Source organism: Pseudomonas syringae pv. coryli str. NCPPB 4273, from assembly GCF_000972175.1.
Taxonomy (GTDB): domain Bacteria; phylum Pseudomonadota; class Gammaproteobacteria; order Pseudomonadales; family Pseudomonadaceae; genus Aquipseudomonas; species Aquipseudomonas syringae.
Genome location: NZ_AWQP01000004.1, coordinates 413,948 through 428,976, shown reverse-complemented (window position 1 = coordinate 428,976; position 15,029 = coordinate 413,948). Strand labels below are relative to the sequence as shown.

General features: G+C 61.1%; 15 protein-coding genes. 14 read left to right on the top strand and 1 reads right to left on the bottom strand.

Annotation, left to right across the window (positions count from 1 at the left end; all coding sequences use genetic code 11):
• Positions 1 to 63 precede the first annotated feature (63 nt).
• Together P406_RS03765 and P406_RS03760 are read left to right on the top strand one after the other, a co-directional pair.
• Positions 64 to 603: a GNAT family N-acetyltransferase gene (locus P406_RS03765; protein WP_003411586.1), complete on the top strand. Its 540-nt coding sequence runs from the start codon at positions 64 to 66 to the stop codon at positions 601 to 603.
• Positions 604 to 716: 113 nt separating this feature from the next.
• A complete protein-coding gene (locus tag P406_RS03760; protein WP_046235378.1) occupies positions 717 to 1,361 on the top strand; it encodes a TetR/AcrR family transcriptional regulator in 645 nt (214 codons plus the stop codon).
• Positions 1,362 to 1,399: 38 nt separating this feature from the next.
• Here P406_RS03760 and P406_RS03755 read toward each other — a convergent pair whose 3' ends face one another.
• On the bottom strand, positions 1,400 to 4,141 hold the full coding sequence (locus P406_RS03755) for a beta-glucosidase (RefSeq protein ID WP_046235377.1): 2,742 nt from the start codon (positions 4,139 to 4,141) through the stop codon (positions 1,400 to 1,402).
• 494 nt (positions 4,142 to 4,635) lie between these two features.
• Between P406_RS03755 and P406_RS03750 the strand changes: the two genes are divergently transcribed.
• From P406_RS03750 to gspD, 12 genes are all read left to right on the top strand, one after another.
• Positions 4,636 to 4,863, top strand: coding sequence for a hypothetical protein (locus P406_RS03750; protein ID WP_017278752.1), 228 nt, complete (start codon positions 4,636 to 4,638; stop codon positions 4,861 to 4,863).
• Between the two features lie 83 nt (positions 4,864 to 4,946).
• The gene (gene gspE, locus P406_RS03745; RefSeq protein ID WP_046235376.1) at positions 4,947 to 6,671 is read left to right on the top strand and encodes a type II secretion system ATPase GspE; all 1,725 of its coding nucleotides are present in this window, start codon (positions 4,947 to 4,949) and stop codon (positions 6,669 to 6,671) included.
• Positions 6,668 to 7,870, top strand: coding sequence for a type II secretion system inner membrane protein GspF (gspF, locus tag P406_RS03740; RefSeq protein WP_003417566.1), 1,203 nt, complete (start codon positions 6,668 to 6,670; stop codon positions 7,868 to 7,870). The genes gspE and gspF overlap by 4 nt, the downstream gene beginning before the upstream one ends.
• A 25-nt stretch (positions 7,871 to 7,895) precedes the next feature.
• Positions 7,896 to 8,327: a type II secretion system major pseudopilin GspG gene (gspG, locus tag P406_RS03735; RefSeq protein ID WP_003317918.1), complete on the top strand. Its 432-nt coding sequence runs from the start codon at positions 7,896 to 7,898 to the stop codon at positions 8,325 to 8,327.
• A gap of 8 nt (positions 8,328 to 8,335) precedes the next feature.
• Positions 8,336 to 8,770, top strand: a complete 435-nt coding sequence (locus P406_RS03730; RefSeq protein ID WP_074594479.1) for a prepilin-type N-terminal cleavage/methylation domain-containing protein — start codon at positions 8,336 to 8,338, stop codon at positions 8,768 to 8,770.
• On the top strand, positions 8,770 to 9,141 hold the full coding sequence (locus tag P406_RS03725; protein ID WP_003343408.1) for a type II secretion system protein: 372 nt from the start codon (positions 8,770 to 8,772) through the stop codon (positions 9,139 to 9,141). The genes P406_RS03730 and P406_RS03725 overlap by 1 nt, the downstream gene beginning before the upstream one ends.
• Positions 9,138 to 9,770, top strand: coding sequence for a type II secretion system protein GspJ (locus P406_RS03720; RefSeq protein ID WP_046235375.1), 633 nt, complete (start codon positions 9,138 to 9,140; stop codon positions 9,768 to 9,770). The genes P406_RS03725 and P406_RS03720 overlap by 4 nt, the downstream gene beginning before the upstream one ends.
• Complete coding sequence (locus tag P406_RS03715) at positions 9,767 to 10,501, top strand: general secretion pathway protein GspK (protein WP_003411568.1); 735 nt, start codon at positions 9,767 to 9,769, stop codon at positions 10,499 to 10,501. Before P406_RS03720 ends, P406_RS03715 begins: the two co-directional genes overlap by 4 nt.
• The gene (locus P406_RS03710) at positions 10,498 to 11,580 is read left to right on the top strand and encodes a type II secretion system protein GspL (protein ID WP_046235374.1); all 1,083 of its coding nucleotides are present in this window, start codon (positions 10,498 to 10,500) and stop codon (positions 11,578 to 11,580) included. Before P406_RS03715 ends, P406_RS03710 begins: the two co-directional genes overlap by 4 nt.
• Positions 11,555 to 12,166 (top strand): type II secretion system protein GspM, encoded by a 612-nt coding sequence (gene gspM, locus P406_RS03705; RefSeq protein WP_003343405.1) that lies wholly within the window; start codon positions 11,555 to 11,557, stop codon positions 12,164 to 12,166. Before P406_RS03710 ends, gspM begins: the two co-directional genes overlap by 26 nt.
• A complete protein-coding gene (locus P406_RS03700; protein WP_003417561.1) occupies positions 12,163 to 12,693 on the top strand; it encodes a type II secretion system protein, XpsN-like in 531 nt (176 codons plus the stop codon). The genes gspM and P406_RS03700 overlap by 4 nt, the downstream gene beginning before the upstream one ends.
• On the top strand, positions 12,693 to 15,020 hold the full coding sequence (gspD, locus tag P406_RS03695; RefSeq protein ID WP_003405006.1) for a type II secretion system secretin GspD: 2,328 nt from the start codon (positions 12,693 to 12,695) through the stop codon (positions 15,018 to 15,020). The genes P406_RS03700 and gspD overlap by 1 nt, the downstream gene beginning before the upstream one ends.
• Positions 15,021 to 15,029 lie beyond the last annotated feature (9 nt).

Here is a 15,029-nt window from a genome sequence, read left to right as displayed (position 1 = left end):
TTTTAATGTCGTGGCGAGCGGCATCATTGCGGCCATTCACAGACATTCGTACAGAGCCTGGACATGACTTCAACCTTTGACCTGCGTGAAGCCCGCGATGATGACATGCCCGCTGTACAGGCGATCTACGCTGATCACGTGCTGCACGGGATTTCCAGCTTCGAGCTGGAGCCGCCTGACCTGGCCGAATTGCTGCAGCGTCGTCGCATGGTCCTCGCCAAAGGCTTGCCGTATATGGTCGCCGAGCGCGATGGAGAAATTGTCGGCTATGCCTATGTCACGCCGTATAGGCCACGTCCAGGCTACCGCTTTACCGTTGAGGATTCCGTGTACGTGCGCGATGGACTCGGCGGTCAGGGGATCGGCCAGGCGTTGTTGAGCGCCCTGGTGCAGCACTGTGAAGCGGGCGGCTGGCGGCAGATGATTGCGGTTATCGGCAATAGCCAGAATATCGCGTCGTTGCGCCTGCATGAGCGACTTGGCTTTCGCCGGGTCGGCGTGTTCGAATCGGTCGGTTTCAAGCATGGCCGCTGGGTAGATACGGTGCTGATGCAGCGCATGCTGGGCGAAGGCTGGGGCAGTGTTCCGGTGGAGCGCACCTGACCCTGCCATGGCTCTGCTGTACAAGATGAAATTGTCGAACAATCTGGCTCAATAGCGTTGCCAGCGCTTGCCTGAATCGTTAGGGTACGCGGCTGTTCAAGAAGGAGCCTGATATGACTCGGCATGACCCCACGGAAACGGGCACGGCAGTCACCCGACAGCGACGCGCGCCAAAGGGCGAGAAGCGCCGCGAAGAACTGCTCGATGCGGCCCTGCAAGTGTTTTCCCTTGAAGGCTATACCGGCGCTTCAGTGGCCAAAGTGGCAGCCATCGTCGGTATTTCCGTCGCCGGATTGCTGCACCATTTTCCGAGCAAGATCTCGCTGCTGATGGGCGTGCTGGAGCGACGCGACGAGGTCAACGGCCGAATCGCTGCCGAAGTCCGCACCGATAACACCCTGACCGGTCTGCTCGGCGGCTTGCGCGCGATCAACCGTTCCAACGCTACGGCGCCCGGCGTGGTACGTGCGTTTTCGATCCTCAATGCGGAAAGTCTGCTGGAAAACCAGCCTGCCTATGAATGGTTCCAGACGCGCTACGAGCGTATTCACGCGCACTTGCTGGGACAGTTTTCGGCCTTGGTGGAGTGCGGGGAGGTGCGTGCGGATGTGGATCTGGACAAGATCATCCGGCAGATTCTGGCGATGATGGATGGCTTGCAGATTCAGTGGTTACGCTTTCCCGATCAGGTGGATCTGGTCGAGTGTTTCGATACCTACATTGCGCAGGTCGATGCAGCGGTAAGGGCTCGTCCCTGAGCCTTTATTTGTCCGTTTACCCTTCAGTCAGCTAATGCTTACTCAACGGTCTGCTTGAATACACCGCCGGTCTTGACCGGTGGTTTCTCGACCAGAACCGAGTTCAGAGCGGAGCGTGGCAGCGGGTTGCTGGTGGTGGTCGACAGTTCCTGACGGAACGAGTTGACCAGCTTGGCGTTCAGGCGGATGTCCTGCGACGACGAGCCGAGCGAGATGTTGAAGGTGTCGGCATCGACCACCCACTGCTTGCTCTTCTCGTCGAAGTAGGCCAGCGAGCGGTCATTCAGCTCGATGGTCACACGCTTGCTTTCACCCGGCTTGAGGAACACCTTCTTGTAGCCTTTGAGTTCCTTGATCGGACGCTCGACTTTCGGGTTCTGCTGGCCCACGTACAACTGAGCGACTTCCGAACCACCGACCTTGCCAGTGTTGCTCAGGTCGAAGGACACCTTGATCGGCGTGTTGCCGACCGCGACGCCCGGCGTGACCTTGATGTTGCTGTAGCCGAACGTGGTGTACGACATACCGTAACCGAACGGGTAGAGCGGCTTGATGCCTTTCTTCTCGTAGCCGCGATAACCCAGCAGCAGGTCATCCTTGTAATCCATGTCGGTCAGAGTGTTCTGATTGTCGAATTTCGGGAAGGAAGCGTAAGCCGGGTTGTCTTCGATGTTGCGTTCGATACTGATCGGCAGCTTGCCCGACGGGTTGACCTTGCCGAACAGGATCTCGGCCAGGGCCTGACCACCGTTCTGACCCGGGTAGAAGGCGTGCAGCGCTGCTGGAACCTGTTCGATCCAGTCGCTCATCTTCAGACCCGTACCGCCATACATGGTCACCACGGTATTGGGGTTGACCTTGGCGATGTTCTGGATCAGCTCGTTCTGGAACTCAGGCAGATCGAAGCTGTGGTCGAAACCTTCACCTTCGTATTCGTTGCTGTTACCCACGGCAACCACAACGGCGTCATAGCCGGACAGGTCCTGAGGAGCGGTCAGCGAGGCGGAGCTCAACTGCACACCTACCAGGCCGCCCATGGTCGACAGGTAGCCGGCACGGCGCGAGTACTCGAGCTTGACGTCGTAAGACTGGCCCGCTTCCAGATTGATCTTGGCGAACTCTGGAATGGTTGGCGGAATGCTGTTGCCCGGAAGCGGCTTGCCGTCACCATTGTCGATGATTTTCTTGCCGTTGACCCACAGACGTACGGCGCCGTCGGCACGTACCTTGAAGACCTGCTCGCCGCTCTGGGTCGGGGTGACCTTGCCGGTGTAGCGAATCGAAGTCGACGACGTATCGCCATTCAACTGGCCAGCGGTCGAACCTTTGGTGGCGTACGGATCGGACGTCGACGTGTTGCTTTCGAACGGCAGGTTCTTGTCGTTGGCCCAGTCCAGGTCAACATGCTTCTCGGTACGGGTGACCGCTGCATCACCAGACCAGTTGGTGTTGCTGAAGTACTCGACCTTCATGCCCTGGACTTCATTGCCAGTTGCGTCGGTGGTGGTCCAGGCACTGGTGCTTGGGTCCAGCGACAGGCCTTCGATGAAGTCGACCTTGGCGTTAGGCGCGATTTGCTGCAGGCCGCTCAATTCGCTGACGTAATGGCTGGCCATGACGTTGGCGCTGCCGAAACCGGTCGGTGGCGAGTACCTGGCCAGGGTGCCGACAACGGCGATTTTCTTGACTTTCTGCTTGTCCAGCGGCAGCAGATTGTCCTGGTTTTTCAGCAGTACGATACCTTCACGCGCGGCGTTCAGAGCGACCTTGTTGCTGGTCGAGCTGTTCATGTTGTGCGTGGTCAGCGGCGTCTTGCTGTCGAACTTGTACAGGTAGATCTGCTTGAGAATGCGACGGACCTTGTCGTCGATGGTCGCAGCGCTCAGGTCGCCGGCGTCCAGATGCGGCTTCAGCACGGAGCTGTTCATCTGGTAGCCCATCATGTCCAGATCGGTACCGGCGCGGGCAGCGTTGAAGCCGTGAACGACAGCGTTGTAGTCGCTCTGTACGAAGCCTTTGAAGCCCCATTCCTTCTTCAGGATCTGGGCGATCAGGTGCTCGCTTTCGCAGGCGAACTCACCGTTCACTTTCTGGAAAGCGCACATCATCATCGCCACGTTGCCGTTTTTCGACGACGATTCGAACGCAGGCAGCGACATTTCGCGCAGCACGCGCTCTGGCATTGTCTGGTTCAGATTGAAGCGGTTGCTTTCCTGATCGTTAGCCGCGTAGTGCTTGGCGTTGGCCCATACACCACGAGACTGGATACCGTTGATGACACCTGGTGCCAGGCTGGCGCCGAGGAACGGGTCTTCACCGGAGAGGTATTCGAACGCACGGCCGCCGAACGGCATGCGGTACAGGTTGACGCCGGGGCCAGTGATGAACTGGTAGCCGCCGACGGCAGTGTCATAGCCCAGCGCACGGCCGAGGTCGATGGCACGACGCGGGTTGAAGGTGGCGGCCAGGTTAGGGCCGGACGGGTAGACAACACCCTGATCGTTGCCTTCGCTGGTGTAGCGCACGCCCACACCGCCGTCAGCGCCGTGGATCTGCGGGACGCCGTAGTTGGTCAGTGGCTTGACGTCCCAGCCGCCGGTGCCGCCAATGTAGGCCAGCTTTTCTTCCATGGTCATCTTGGCCAGGGTCTTCTGTGCGGCTTTTTCGGCGCGATCTTCACGCCCTTGTTGCACGGTAGGGTCAGCGGCGTGCACCTGGGATACTGCCAATGCCAGCAAGGCCAGCGCCGAGTGCGCGCCTATCATCTTTCGCTTGTTCATATTGCTCTCCAACTGCGTTTCAAATAACTGTCTGCCTGCGCACGTGCGCAGGATAAATGCGTTCTTATTTACTGCTTTCGGCCAACTTTTCTGTGGGCAACAGTTTCCCGTCGTCGCGTTTATTCCCTGTTTAAAGGGCGCGAGGTAGGACTCCTTAGTTGCCATATTAGTTTTGTTTGGCGTTTCTTTTTTTACTTGTCTAGAGCCATCACCTTGGCATCATGTGATGGCGTTTTGAATCTACAAAACGATACAATTAAGTATAAAACAAGGCATAAATGTCAAATAAAAGCGTATTTTTCTTTGATTTGGTAATTTTTCTTTACATCTGAGGAACTCTTGTTAAACCTACTGGTCGATGGGTTTAAGATTTTTCAGGATGAAGAAAGACGGCTCGCAAGTTGCGACATATGCTGTGCGCTAGTGCTTGACCGGTTTCTACAACTGCCCCGCTTTTTTGCGGGGCTCTTTTTGTTTTTTGAGGAGTTACTGCGATGAAATTTTCCATGATGAGTGCCGGTGTGGTGTTAGGTCTTGCCCTGAGTGGTGCAGCCTTTGCCGATGACGCGACGGATGCAGATGCAACTTCCGGCGCCAGCGACGAGACCGTGATGACCCAGACTCAGGACGCCAAGGCAGCGCAGAAGGCGCAAAACCAGAAGACCGAAACGACAAAAGGTGGTCGCCCGCAGAACGCAACCCCTCAAAAGCAGTCAAACTGATCGTTTGAAGCCTTTGAGCGCAGCACTCTCCGGTCGGAGAGTGCTGTAATATGTCCCTCCGAAGTAGCAAAATGCCCTCATTCATGCCGTCAGCTCCCGTCGAAGTTCCCCGTCTGCTCATTCCGGATGCCCAGCAGGTTTGTGCCTGGCTGATCGAAAATGCCGGTCTGAAAACGGCCGATCTGGAGCGCGCGCAGCGCTTGCAGCAGGAGTCGGAAGGCACTGAGTTGCTCGGGCTGCTGACGCGTCTGGGCCTGGTTTCCGAATTCGAACTGGCCCGCGCATGGGCGGCATTGCTGCAGGCACCGTTGTTGCTCGCCGACGCCGTACCACCACTGCTGGATCCTTTGCCGCCGCTGACCGAACGCTTCATGCGCCACTATCAAGTCGTGCCGGTAGGCTGGAGCGATCAAGGTCTGCAAGTGCTCAGCGCCAACCCCGGCACGCTGTACCCGTTTCAGGCCATCGCCTACGCCTGCGAGGTGCCGGTGCGACTGTCCATTGGCCCGCGCAACGAGGTCGAAACCCTTATCGAGCGCTACTACGGGCAGGGCCGCTCGGCGATGGGCACCCTGATCGAGAACCTGGATGAGGAGGGCGGCTCGCTGGAAGACATCGAGCACCTCAAGGACCTGGCCTCCGAAGCGCCGGTCATTCGTCTGGTCAACCTGATCCTGCAACGCGCGGTCGAACAGCGTGCGTCCGACATCCATATCGAGCCCTTCGAGAGCCAGTTGAAGGTGCGCTATCGCATCGACGGTGTCTTGCACGAAGCCGAAGCACCGCCGTCCAGCTCTTCGGCGGCGGTGATTTCCCGGGTGAAGATCATGGCGCGGCTGGACATCGCCGAGCGTCGTCTGCCGCAGGATGGCCGGATCATGCTGCGCATCCAGGGCAAGGAGCTGGACCTGCGGGTATCGACAGTGCCCACCAGCTTTGGCGAATCGGTGGTCATGCGTCTGCTGGACCGGCAGACCATCAACTTCGATTTCCCGAGCCTGGGTTTCGATGGCGAACGGCTGGACGAATTTCTCGACGTGCTGGAGCGTCCGCACGGCATTCTGCTGGTCACCGGGCCGACCGGTTCCGGCAAGACCACCACGCTGTACACCGCGCTGTCACGGCTCAATACGGCCGAGCGCAAGATCATCACCGTTGAAGACCCGGTCGAGTATCAGCTCGAAGGTATCAACCAGATTCAGGTCAAGCCATCCATCGGCCTGGATTTCGCCGGAGCGCTGCGCTCCATCGTGCGTCAGGACCCGGATGTCATCATGATCGGTGAGATGCGCGACCTGGAAACCTGCCGTATTGCCATCCAGTCCTCGTTGACCGGTCACCTGGTGCTCTCGACGCTGCACACCAACAGCGCGGCGGCGAGTATTACCCGCTTGCTGGACATGGGCGTCGAAAGCTACCTGATCGCCTCGACGGTCAACGGGATTCTGGCTCAGCGTCTGGTGCGCCGCCTCGATCCGGCAACCCGTGAAGCCTTCGATGCGCCACCGGAGCTGATCGCCGAACACGGGCTGGAGCGTTTCACTGACGAGCGGCCCATCCGTCTGTATCGCCCGCGTGCCGATGCACCCGGCGGCGGCTATCGCGGGCGCAGTGCAATCACCGAACTGCTGGTGATGAACGAAGAGCTGCGCAGTCTTTTGATGCGTCACGCCGACGCCTCGACGCTGGAAGAGGCTGCCCGACGTGGCGGCTTGCGCACACTGCATGAAGAAGGCCTGCGTCAGGCCGTTGCAGGGGTGACTTCGCTGGAAGAGGTGCTGCGCGTCACCCGTGGTGAAGGCACATGAGTCTGTTCAAGTACCGCGCGCTGGATGCTCAGGGCGCGCCGCAGAATGGCACGCTGGAAGCCCGCGATCAGGACGCCGCGATTGCCGCGTTGCAGAAGCGTGGCCTGATGGTCCTGCAGGTCGATGCTGCCGGTCTGGGCGGTTTGCGCCGTGCGCTGGGCAGCGGTTTGCTCAATGGCGCGGCGCTGGTCAGCTTCACCCAGCAGCTTGCGACGTTGCTCGGCGCAGGCCAACCGTTGGAACGATCGCTTGGAATTCTGCTCAAACAGCCTGGACAACCGCAGACCAAGGCGTTGATCGAGCGCATCCGCGAACAGGTAAAAGCTGGCAAGCCGCTGTCCGTGGCGCTTGAAGAAGAGGGCAGCCAGTTTTCGCCCCTCTATATAAGCATGGTCCGCGCCGGTGAAGCCGGTGGCGCACTGGAAAGCACGCTGCGCCAGCTGAGTGATTACCTGGAGCGCAGCCAGTTGCTGCGTGGCGAGGTGATCAACGCGCTGATCTATCCGGCCTTCCTGGTGGTAGGCGTGTTGGGTTCCCTGGCGCTGTTGCTGGCCTACGTCGTGCCGCAATTCGTACCGATCTTCAAGGATCTCGGCGTGCCGATTCCGTTGATCACCGAGGTCATTCTCAACCTCGGAGAGTTTTTGAGCGACTACGGGCTGGCGGTGCTGGCGGGCCTGATCGCGTTGATCTGGGGCATGGCCATTCGCATGCGCGACCCGCAGCGTCGCGAGCGCCGTGATCGCCGTTTGCTGGGCATTCGGGTGATCGGTCCTTTATTGCAACGCATCGAGGCAGCACGTCTGACACGCACCCTCGGGACGCTTTTGACCAATGGAGTGGCGTTGTTGCAGGCGCTGGTGATCGCTCGCCAGGTCTGCACCAATCGCGCCTTGCAGGCGCAGGTCGAGCAGGCGGCCGAATCGGTCAAGGGTGGCGGTACGCTGGCCAGCGCGTTCGGCGCGCAGCCGTTGTTGCCGGATCTGGCGCTGCAAATGATCGAGGTCGGCGAACAGGCTGGCGAACTGGACACCATGCTGATGAAGGTCGCCGATGTGTTCGACGTCGAGGCCAAGCGTGGTATCGACCGTATGCTGGCCGCGCTCGTACCGGCGCTGACGGTGGTGATGGCGGGCATGGTAGCGGTGATCATGCTGGCCATCATGCTGCCGCTGATGAGCCTGACCAGCAATATCTGAATTCATGAAACAGGAAACCATTCCGATGACTTTTAGCCGTACACGTTTCAAACCCGCCCGTCGACAGGGCGGTTTCACATTGCTGGAAATGCTCGCCGTTATCGTATTGCTGGGCATCGTTGCGACCATCGTCGTGCGTCAGGTGGGCGGCAACGTCGACAAGGGCAAGTACGGCGCAGGCAAGGCTCAACTGGCCAGCCTGGGCATGAAGATTGAAAGCTACGCGCTGGACGTCGGTTCGCCACCCAAGACCTTGCAGCAATTGACCGAGAAGCCGGGTAATGCATCGAACTGGAACGGCCCTTACGCCAAGCCTTCGGACCTCAAGGATCCGTTCGGCCACGCATTCGGCTACCGCTTCCCTGGTCAGCACGGCAGCTTCGACCTGATCTTCTATGGCCAGGACGGTCAGCCGGGCGGCGAAGGCTACAGCGCCGACCTGGGCAACTGGGAGTAAAGCTCGGCATGAGAACGCCTGTCGCAAGCCGGGGTTTTACCCTCATGGAAATGCTGGTGGTGCTGGTGTTGATGAGCATCGCCGTCGGTCTGGTGGGTTTCGGTCTGCAACAGGGTTTGAGCACCGCCAGTGAACGGCGCGCGGTCGGCGACATGGTCGAAGCGCTGCGGGCCACCAGAGTGCGTGCGATTGTGACTGGTCAGCCGGCGCGCACCGAGTTCAATCTGCGCAAGGCGACCTTCAAGGCGCCTGGCAAACGCGAGATGCACTGGCCGGAAAGTCTGCGCGTGACCATGCAGACTTCCTCCGATCTTGGCTCCGCTGTGGAGTTCTACCCGGACGGCGGCTCCAGTGGTGGCAACGTGGTGGTCGCTGACGGCGATCGACGCTGGCGTATTGATATTGGCTGGCTGACCGGCAGCGTCCAGGTCCGGACGCTTTAATGAAAACATCGCAGTCGGGGTTCACCCTGCTGGAAATGCTTGCTGCATTGACCGTCATGGCGGTGTGCAGCGGTGTTCTGCTGGTGGCGTTCGGGCAAAGTGCGCGCTCCTTGCAGCAGGTGTCGCGCAGTGACCGGCTGAGCCATGCGGCACGCACGATAATGGATCAGGAAAGCGCCGGTCCGCTGGAAAACGGTACGCGAAAGGGAGAGCTCGCAGGCATCGACTGGACACTGGATATCCGTCAGCTGCCGGGTGCCAATGGTCAGGCGAGAATGTTTCGCCTCGATCTGATGCTCAGTGAGCATCAGCGCAAAGCGCAGTTCAGCACGTTTAAATTACGCGGCGCTGTCAGTGGGGCGGGGTCATGAGGCGCACCCAGCGTGGCTTCACGCTGCTGGAAGTGCTGCTGGTGATCAGCCTGCTCGGCGTGTTGCTGGTACTGGTTGCCGGGGCATTGCTGGGCGCCAATCGTGCGGTGCTCAAGGCTGAGCGCTACACCGTGAACCTGGACGAGGTCCGCGCCGCGCAAGCGTTTCTGCGCAGCTCGATCGCTCAGGCGCTGCCGCTGGACACGTCTGGCGAAGATGACGTCAACAGCGGTTTTTTTGAAGGCTCGGCGCAGCAGTTGCGGTTTGTCGCAACGCTGCCCGGCGAGTTGGGCGGCGGTATCCAGGTTCACAGCCTGGAGCTCAAGGGGCCGCAAGAGCATCGGTCTTTGCAGGTGTCGTTCGCTCAGGTTCAGTCCAGTGCGAATGGCATTGCTCTCAAACCCTGGGGTGAGCCTCAGGTATTGCTGCAAAACGTCGAGTCGTTGACGTTCAGTTATCGCGGGCTGACCCCCAAGGGCAAGCCGACCGGCTGGATGGCCGAATGGCCCTGGCCGAATCGCTTGCCGGGTGCGGTGCGCATCGACATGCAGACCCATGGCGCGGTGAAATGGGTTTCTGAAGTGGTGGCCTTGCGTCTGGACCTGTCCGGCGGGGCGGGCGGCGAATGAACGTGACAGGCCGATCGCAGCGCGGTGTTGCGCTGCTGGTGGTGCTCTGGGTGCTGGCACTGTTGAGCCTGTTGCTCGGCGGGCTGGCCGGGTGGGTGCAACTGGAGAGCCGGCAGTCGCTCTGGTTACGGCAAAATACCCAGGCGCTGATGGCGGCCGAAGCTGGCATGAATATGGCTGTACAGGGCTTGCTCGATCCTGCACAGCGCAAACGCTGGATTGCTGACGGGCGTGTGGTCTCGTTGCGTATGGATGACACGCAACTGCTGGTGAGCATCAGAAGCGAGCGCGGCAAGCTGGACCTCAACAGCGCGCCGGTTGCTGATATATCGCGCCTGCTGCAGGCCTGTGGCGCGGCTAAAAATCAGGCCAGCGGTATTGCTCAGGTGCTGGAGTCGCAGCGCAATGGCGGTCAGTCACCGCTGCGGGTGGTAGAGGAAGTTCGTCAGCTGGCGGGCATGAGCCAGGCGCTGTATGCCCGGTTGTTGCCGGAAATAACATTGTGGAGCGGTCTGGATCGGCCCGACCCGGCGTTCGCTTCGGCGTTGCTGCGTCGGGCCTTGAACCTGCCGAACCAGAGCGCGGTCGGGGCCGACCCCGGTGAGGTCCTGGCCATCGACACGCGCGCAGAACGGCCGGGCGGCGTGACCGCCCTGTTACAGACCACGGTTTTATTGAGCCCATCGGAGGGAGGCGCACAACCCTACAGGGTGTTGCGTTGGCAAGAATGAATTCATCAGTTTCTGCACGTCTGGCGCCTGTTTACGCGTTACGTGAACAGGTCGCCCGGCAGTGGCGTGGCAGTCCGGCGCAACACGCCTGGCAATGGTGGGTGACGGAGCTTCGCGCCTGCCTGCCGCCGCGTGTGCGTCGATGGCTGGGCCGCGAGACCGTGGAGCAGGCGCTTGTCTGGCCATTGGTCGAGCCGCTGCCCGATGCATCGCCTCAGGTACGGCGGGTTCTGCTGCTGCCGCCCTCGGCTGTGCTGTTGCAGACCTTGCAGCTTCCTGCGGCTGCGGCACGCAATCTGTCGACCGTGGTCGGCTACGAGCTGGATCGTTTCACGCCATTTGACGCGGGCCAGTTGTACTTCGTCGCCCGTCAGGACAGTCGCAGCGCCAGCTTTGTGCAGGTCACGCTGGTGGCAATCCTGCGCGAGCGGCTGGACGCGATACTCAGCGAGTGCGCCGAGCGTGGCTTGCGTCCCGACGCTGTCGATGTGGGCACTGACAACCTGACTGCCGGGCAGCGCATGGGGATTGATCTGCTGCCGATGCCACTGCGTCCGCAGCAGTCGCGCTCCGGCCATCGCTTGCAGCGCGGGCTGATCTGGCTGTGTGCCGGCCTGCTGCTGAGCGCCATGTTGCTGTGGCTGAACGATCGGCAGAGCCTGCTCGATGACATGCAGGCCAGCGTCAAGGCGCAGAAGGCTCAGGTTGGCGAGGTCCAACAACTGCGCCAGCAATTGACCAACACCCTGGGGGCCGCCAACTACCTGTTGCGCCGCAAGGCTGCGCAGCCGCCGCTTTCAGCGCTGCTCAGCGAGCTGACCGCCTGCCTGCCTTCGGACACCTGGATCGAACATCTGGAAATCAGCGACAGTGCCGAGGTGGCCTTTTCCGGGCAGAGCGCCAAGGCCAGTGCGCTGATCGGCCGCGTCAAGGACTGCCGAAGTCTGGATAATGCGCAGTTTCAGGGGGTGATACAGCCCGACACCAAGACCGGCAAGGATCAGTACTCCCTGCGCGCGCATTTGCACCAGAACCAGCAGCAGGAGAACGCCGATGCGCCGTCCACTGACAAGCCGTGAGCGGCGGGGCGCTGCCCTGATGATTCTGGCCCTGGTGTTGTGCCTGGCTTACTGGTTGTTGATCGACAGCTGGTTCGCCGGGCCGCTGCGCGACATCAACGAGCAGACCGACCAGTTGCGCGAACAGCAGCAGCGCTACGCGGGCCTTCTGCAGCAGGGTGATTCGTTGCGCGAGCAACTGGAGCAGGCCCGCCGTGATCCGGCCAGCAGCACCAGCCTGCTGCCGGGCGAAGATCCCAGTGCCGTGGCTGCTGATCTGATGCAGCGCATTGCCGACCTGATCAGCAGCCAGGCCAGCACCGGCGGCGGCTGCGAGTTGACCCAGCGCATGCCGATCACCCCGGAGCAGGACAGTGCCGAGCCGTATCGGCAGGTCAAGGTCAGCCTGACCCTGAACTGCGCCATCGAACCACTGACTGCCATCCTGCATGCGCTTGAGTATCAGCGCCCGTTTCTGTTCATTGACGAGATGAGTATGCGTCGCGACGCCAACGCTCCGGCCAGCGGTGCTGCCGGCAAACTGGTGGTGCACCTGCTGGTGCGCGGCTACCTGCAACCGGCCAGTGCCGGGGAGGGCGAGCAATGATCGGTTCACTGCGTCCGCTGGAGTGGGCACTGCTGGCTTTCGCTGCAGTCTTGGCAGCCTTGATCGCACTGGTCTTCAGCGGCGCTGCGCATTCACCGGACTGGCTGCCCGAGCAGGCGCCGCGCAACCCGGTCGATCAGAGGGCGCAGGTCCACAGCGCGCCGTCGGCGACACTCGACAGCCTCGCCAATACCTGGAAAACCCCTCTGTTCAGTCCTGATCGCAGCCCTGACGTGGCCGTTCGCAAAGCCGATGCGCAAGCCACCAATCTGGCTGGCCTGACCCTGACCGGGGTGATCATGGACGGCTCGCTGCGTGTGGCATTGCTCAAGCAGGCCAGCGGTCCGGCATTGAAAGTCCGTCAGGGCGATCGCTTGCCCAACGGCTGGACGCTGGACCGTCTGGAGCCCACCCAGGCTACGTTCAAACTCGATGACCGCACGCAAGTCCTGCGCCTGCCCGCGCTGCGTCTGCCGCCGCCGTCGAATACACCGCCGATTACCTTAACCAACGATTCCACCCTGTGATGGGTACCTTTTCTGGAGTTCCTGCCATCGCTACCTTGCGCACACCCTTGCTTTGCCTGGCCACCGCCGTCGCCCTTGGCGGCTGCGCGTCACAGTCAGACACACTCGATCCCGACAATGGCATGCTGCAGGAAGCGCTCCAGGGAACCGGTTCACAACGCCCGCCGGTAGACCCGCGCAGCGAAAGACCGCCCGTCGAGCCACCTTCCCAACAGACGACGAGTTCGCCGCAGCGGCAGATCATCAAAGGCAACCAGCGTTTCATCCGTCAGCCCGCCGCTGCTCCCGCAGCGCGTCAGGCCGAGACCGGTGACATCGTCTTCAACTTCACCAATCAGCCGATTCAGGCGGTGATCAACAGCATCATGGGCGATCTGCTGCACGAGAATTACAGCATTGCCCAGGGTGTGAAGGGCGATGTGAGCTTCTCGACGTCCAAGCCGGTCAACAAGCAACAGGCACTGTCGATTCTCGAGACGCTGCTGTCCTGGACCGACAACGCGATGATCAAGCAGGGCAACCGCTACGTGATCCTGCCGTCGAACCAGGCGGTGGCGGGCAAGCTGGTCCCGGAAATGCGCGTTGCGCAACCTTCGGCGGGCATGTCGGCGCGGCTGTTCCCGCTGCGCTACATCTCGGCGACCGAGATGCAGAAGCTGCTCAAACCGTTCGCTCGCGAAAACGCTTTCCTGCTGGTCGACCCGGCGCGCAACGTGCTCAGCCTGGCGGGTACGCCCGAAGAGCTGGCCAACTATCAGGACACCATCGACACCTTCGATGTGGACTGGCTCAAAGGCATGTCGGTCGGAGTCTTCGGCCTGCAGCGCGCTTCGGTCGGCGAACTGATGCCCGAGCTGCAGAAAATGTTCGGCCCGGAAAGCGGCATGCCGCTGGCGGGCATGGTGCGTTTCCTGCCGATCGAGCGGACCAATTCGGTGGTGGCGATTTCCTCGCAGCCTGAATACCTGCACGAAGTCGGCGAGTGGATTCACACCATCGATGAAGGCGGTGGCAACGAGCCGCAGATGTACGTGTATGACGTGCGCAACATGAAGGCCACCGATCTGGCCAAATACCTGCGGCAGATTTACGGCACCGGCGCCATCAAGGAAGACGCTGCGGCCAAGGTTGCACCGGGCCTGCGCACCACCACCTTGTCGTCGCTCAACTCCAGTGGCGGCAGCGGTGTGGGCGGCATGAGCAGCTCCAACGGGCTGGGCGGTACCGGCAGCGGCCTGAGCAATGGCGGAGGTTTTGGCAACAGTCAGGGCATGAACAACAGCCAGACCAATGGCGACAGCGAATCGGAAGGCGACGATCAGAGCAGCGGCGATTCGGATTCGGCCAGCCAGGACGGCAGCGGGTCTGGCGGCAACAACAAGTCTCTGGACGCCAGCACGCGCATCACTGCGCAGAAGAGCAGCAACCAGCTACTGGTGCGCACCCGCCCGGCGCAGTGGAAGGAGATCGAGTCGGCCATCAAACGCCTCGATAATCCGCCGCTGCAAGTGCAGATCGAGACGCGCATTCTGGAAGTACAGCTCACGGGCGAGCTGGATATGGGCGTGCAGTGGTACCTCGGGCGTCTGGCGGGCAACTCGGGTACGACCGGCAACGTCACCAACACCTCAGGCAGTCAGGGTGCGATTGGTACCGGCGGGGCGGCGCTGGCCTCTACTGACGCGTTCTTCTACTCCTTCGTCAGCAACAACCTGCAAGTCGCCTTGCGGGCGCTGGAAACCAATGGGCGTACCCAGGTCCTGTCGGCACCGTCGCTGGTGGTGATGAACAACCAGCAGGCGCAGATTCAGGTCGGCGACAATATCCCGATCAGCCAGACCTCGATCAACACCAACTCCTCCACCGACACTACATTAAGCAGCGTCGAATATGTGCAGACCGGCGTGATTCTCGACGTCGTGCCGCGCATCAACCCGGGCGGGCTGGTGTATATGGACATTCAGCAGCAGGTCAGCAGTGCCGACACCGATACCACTGGCAACGACGCCAACGGCAATCCGCGTATCTCCACCCGCTCGGTCGCCACGCAGGTGGCCGCGCAGAGTGGTCAGACCGTACTGCTGGGCGGTTTGATCAAGCAGGATAACGCCGAGTCGGTCAGTGCCGTACCTTATCTGGGACGCATCCCGGGCTTGAGATGGCTGTTCGGCAATACCAGCAAGTCCAAGAACCGTACCGAACTGATCGTGCTGATCACGCCGCGGGTCATTACCAGCAGCAGCCAGGCGCGTCAGGTGACGGATGATTACCGTCAGCAGATGCAGCTGATCAAGCCGGAAGTTTCGCGGACCAGCATGCAGAACTGACGCTGTGCT

Excerpts from the sequence above, each read along its gene's own strand:
- gspE (WP_046235376.1), top strand. The coding sequence starts at position 4,947 with ATGCCGTCAGCTCCCGTCGAAGTTCCCCGTCTGCTCATTCCGGATGCC.
- P406_RS03700 (WP_003417561.1), top strand. The coding sequence starts at position 12,163 with ATGATCGGTTCACTGCGTCCGCTGGAGTGGGCACTGCTGGCTTTCGCT.
- P406_RS03755 (WP_046235377.1), bottom strand. The coding sequence starts at position 4,141 with ATGAACAAGCGAAAGATGATAGGCGCGCACTCGGCGCTGGCCTTGCTG.
- gspF (WP_003417566.1), top strand. The coding sequence starts at position 6,668 with ATGAGTCTGTTCAAGTACCGCGCGCTGGATGCTCAGGGCGCGCCGCAG.
- P406_RS03765 (WP_003411586.1), top strand. The coding sequence starts at position 64 with ATGACTTCAACCTTTGACCTGCGTGAAGCCCGCGATGATGACATGCCC.
- P406_RS03715 (WP_003411568.1), top strand. The coding sequence starts at position 9,767 with ATGAACGTGACAGGCCGATCGCAGCGCGGTGTTGCGCTGCTGGTGGTG.
- P406_RS03730 (WP_074594479.1), top strand. The coding sequence starts at position 8,336 with ATGAGAACGCCTGTCGCAAGCCGGGGTTTTACCCTCATGGAAATGCTG.
- P406_RS03760 (WP_046235378.1), top strand. The coding sequence starts at position 717 with ATGACTCGGCATGACCCCACGGAAACGGGCACGGCAGTCACCCGACAG.
- P406_RS03720 (WP_046235375.1), top strand. The coding sequence starts at position 9,138 with ATGAGGCGCACCCAGCGTGGCTTCACGCTGCTGGAAGTGCTGCTGGTG.
- P406_RS03710 (WP_046235374.1), top strand. The coding sequence starts at position 10,498 with ATGAATTCATCAGTTTCTGCACGTCTGGCGCCTGTTTACGCGTTACGT.
- gspG (WP_003317918.1), top strand. The coding sequence starts at position 7,896 with ATGACTTTTAGCCGTACACGTTTCAAACCCGCCCGTCGACAGGGCGGT.
- P406_RS03750 (WP_017278752.1), top strand. The coding sequence starts at position 4,636 with ATGAAATTTTCCATGATGAGTGCCGGTGTGGTGTTAGGTCTTGCCCTG.
- P406_RS03725 (WP_003343408.1), top strand. The coding sequence starts at position 8,770 with ATGAAAACATCGCAGTCGGGGTTCACCCTGCTGGAAATGCTTGCTGCA.
- gspD (WP_003405006.1), top strand. The coding sequence starts at position 12,693 with ATGGGTACCTTTTCTGGAGTTCCTGCCATCGCTACCTTGCGCACACCC.
- gspM (WP_003343405.1), top strand. The coding sequence starts at position 11,555 with ATGCGCCGTCCACTGACAAGCCGTGAGCGGCGGGGCGCTGCCCTGATG.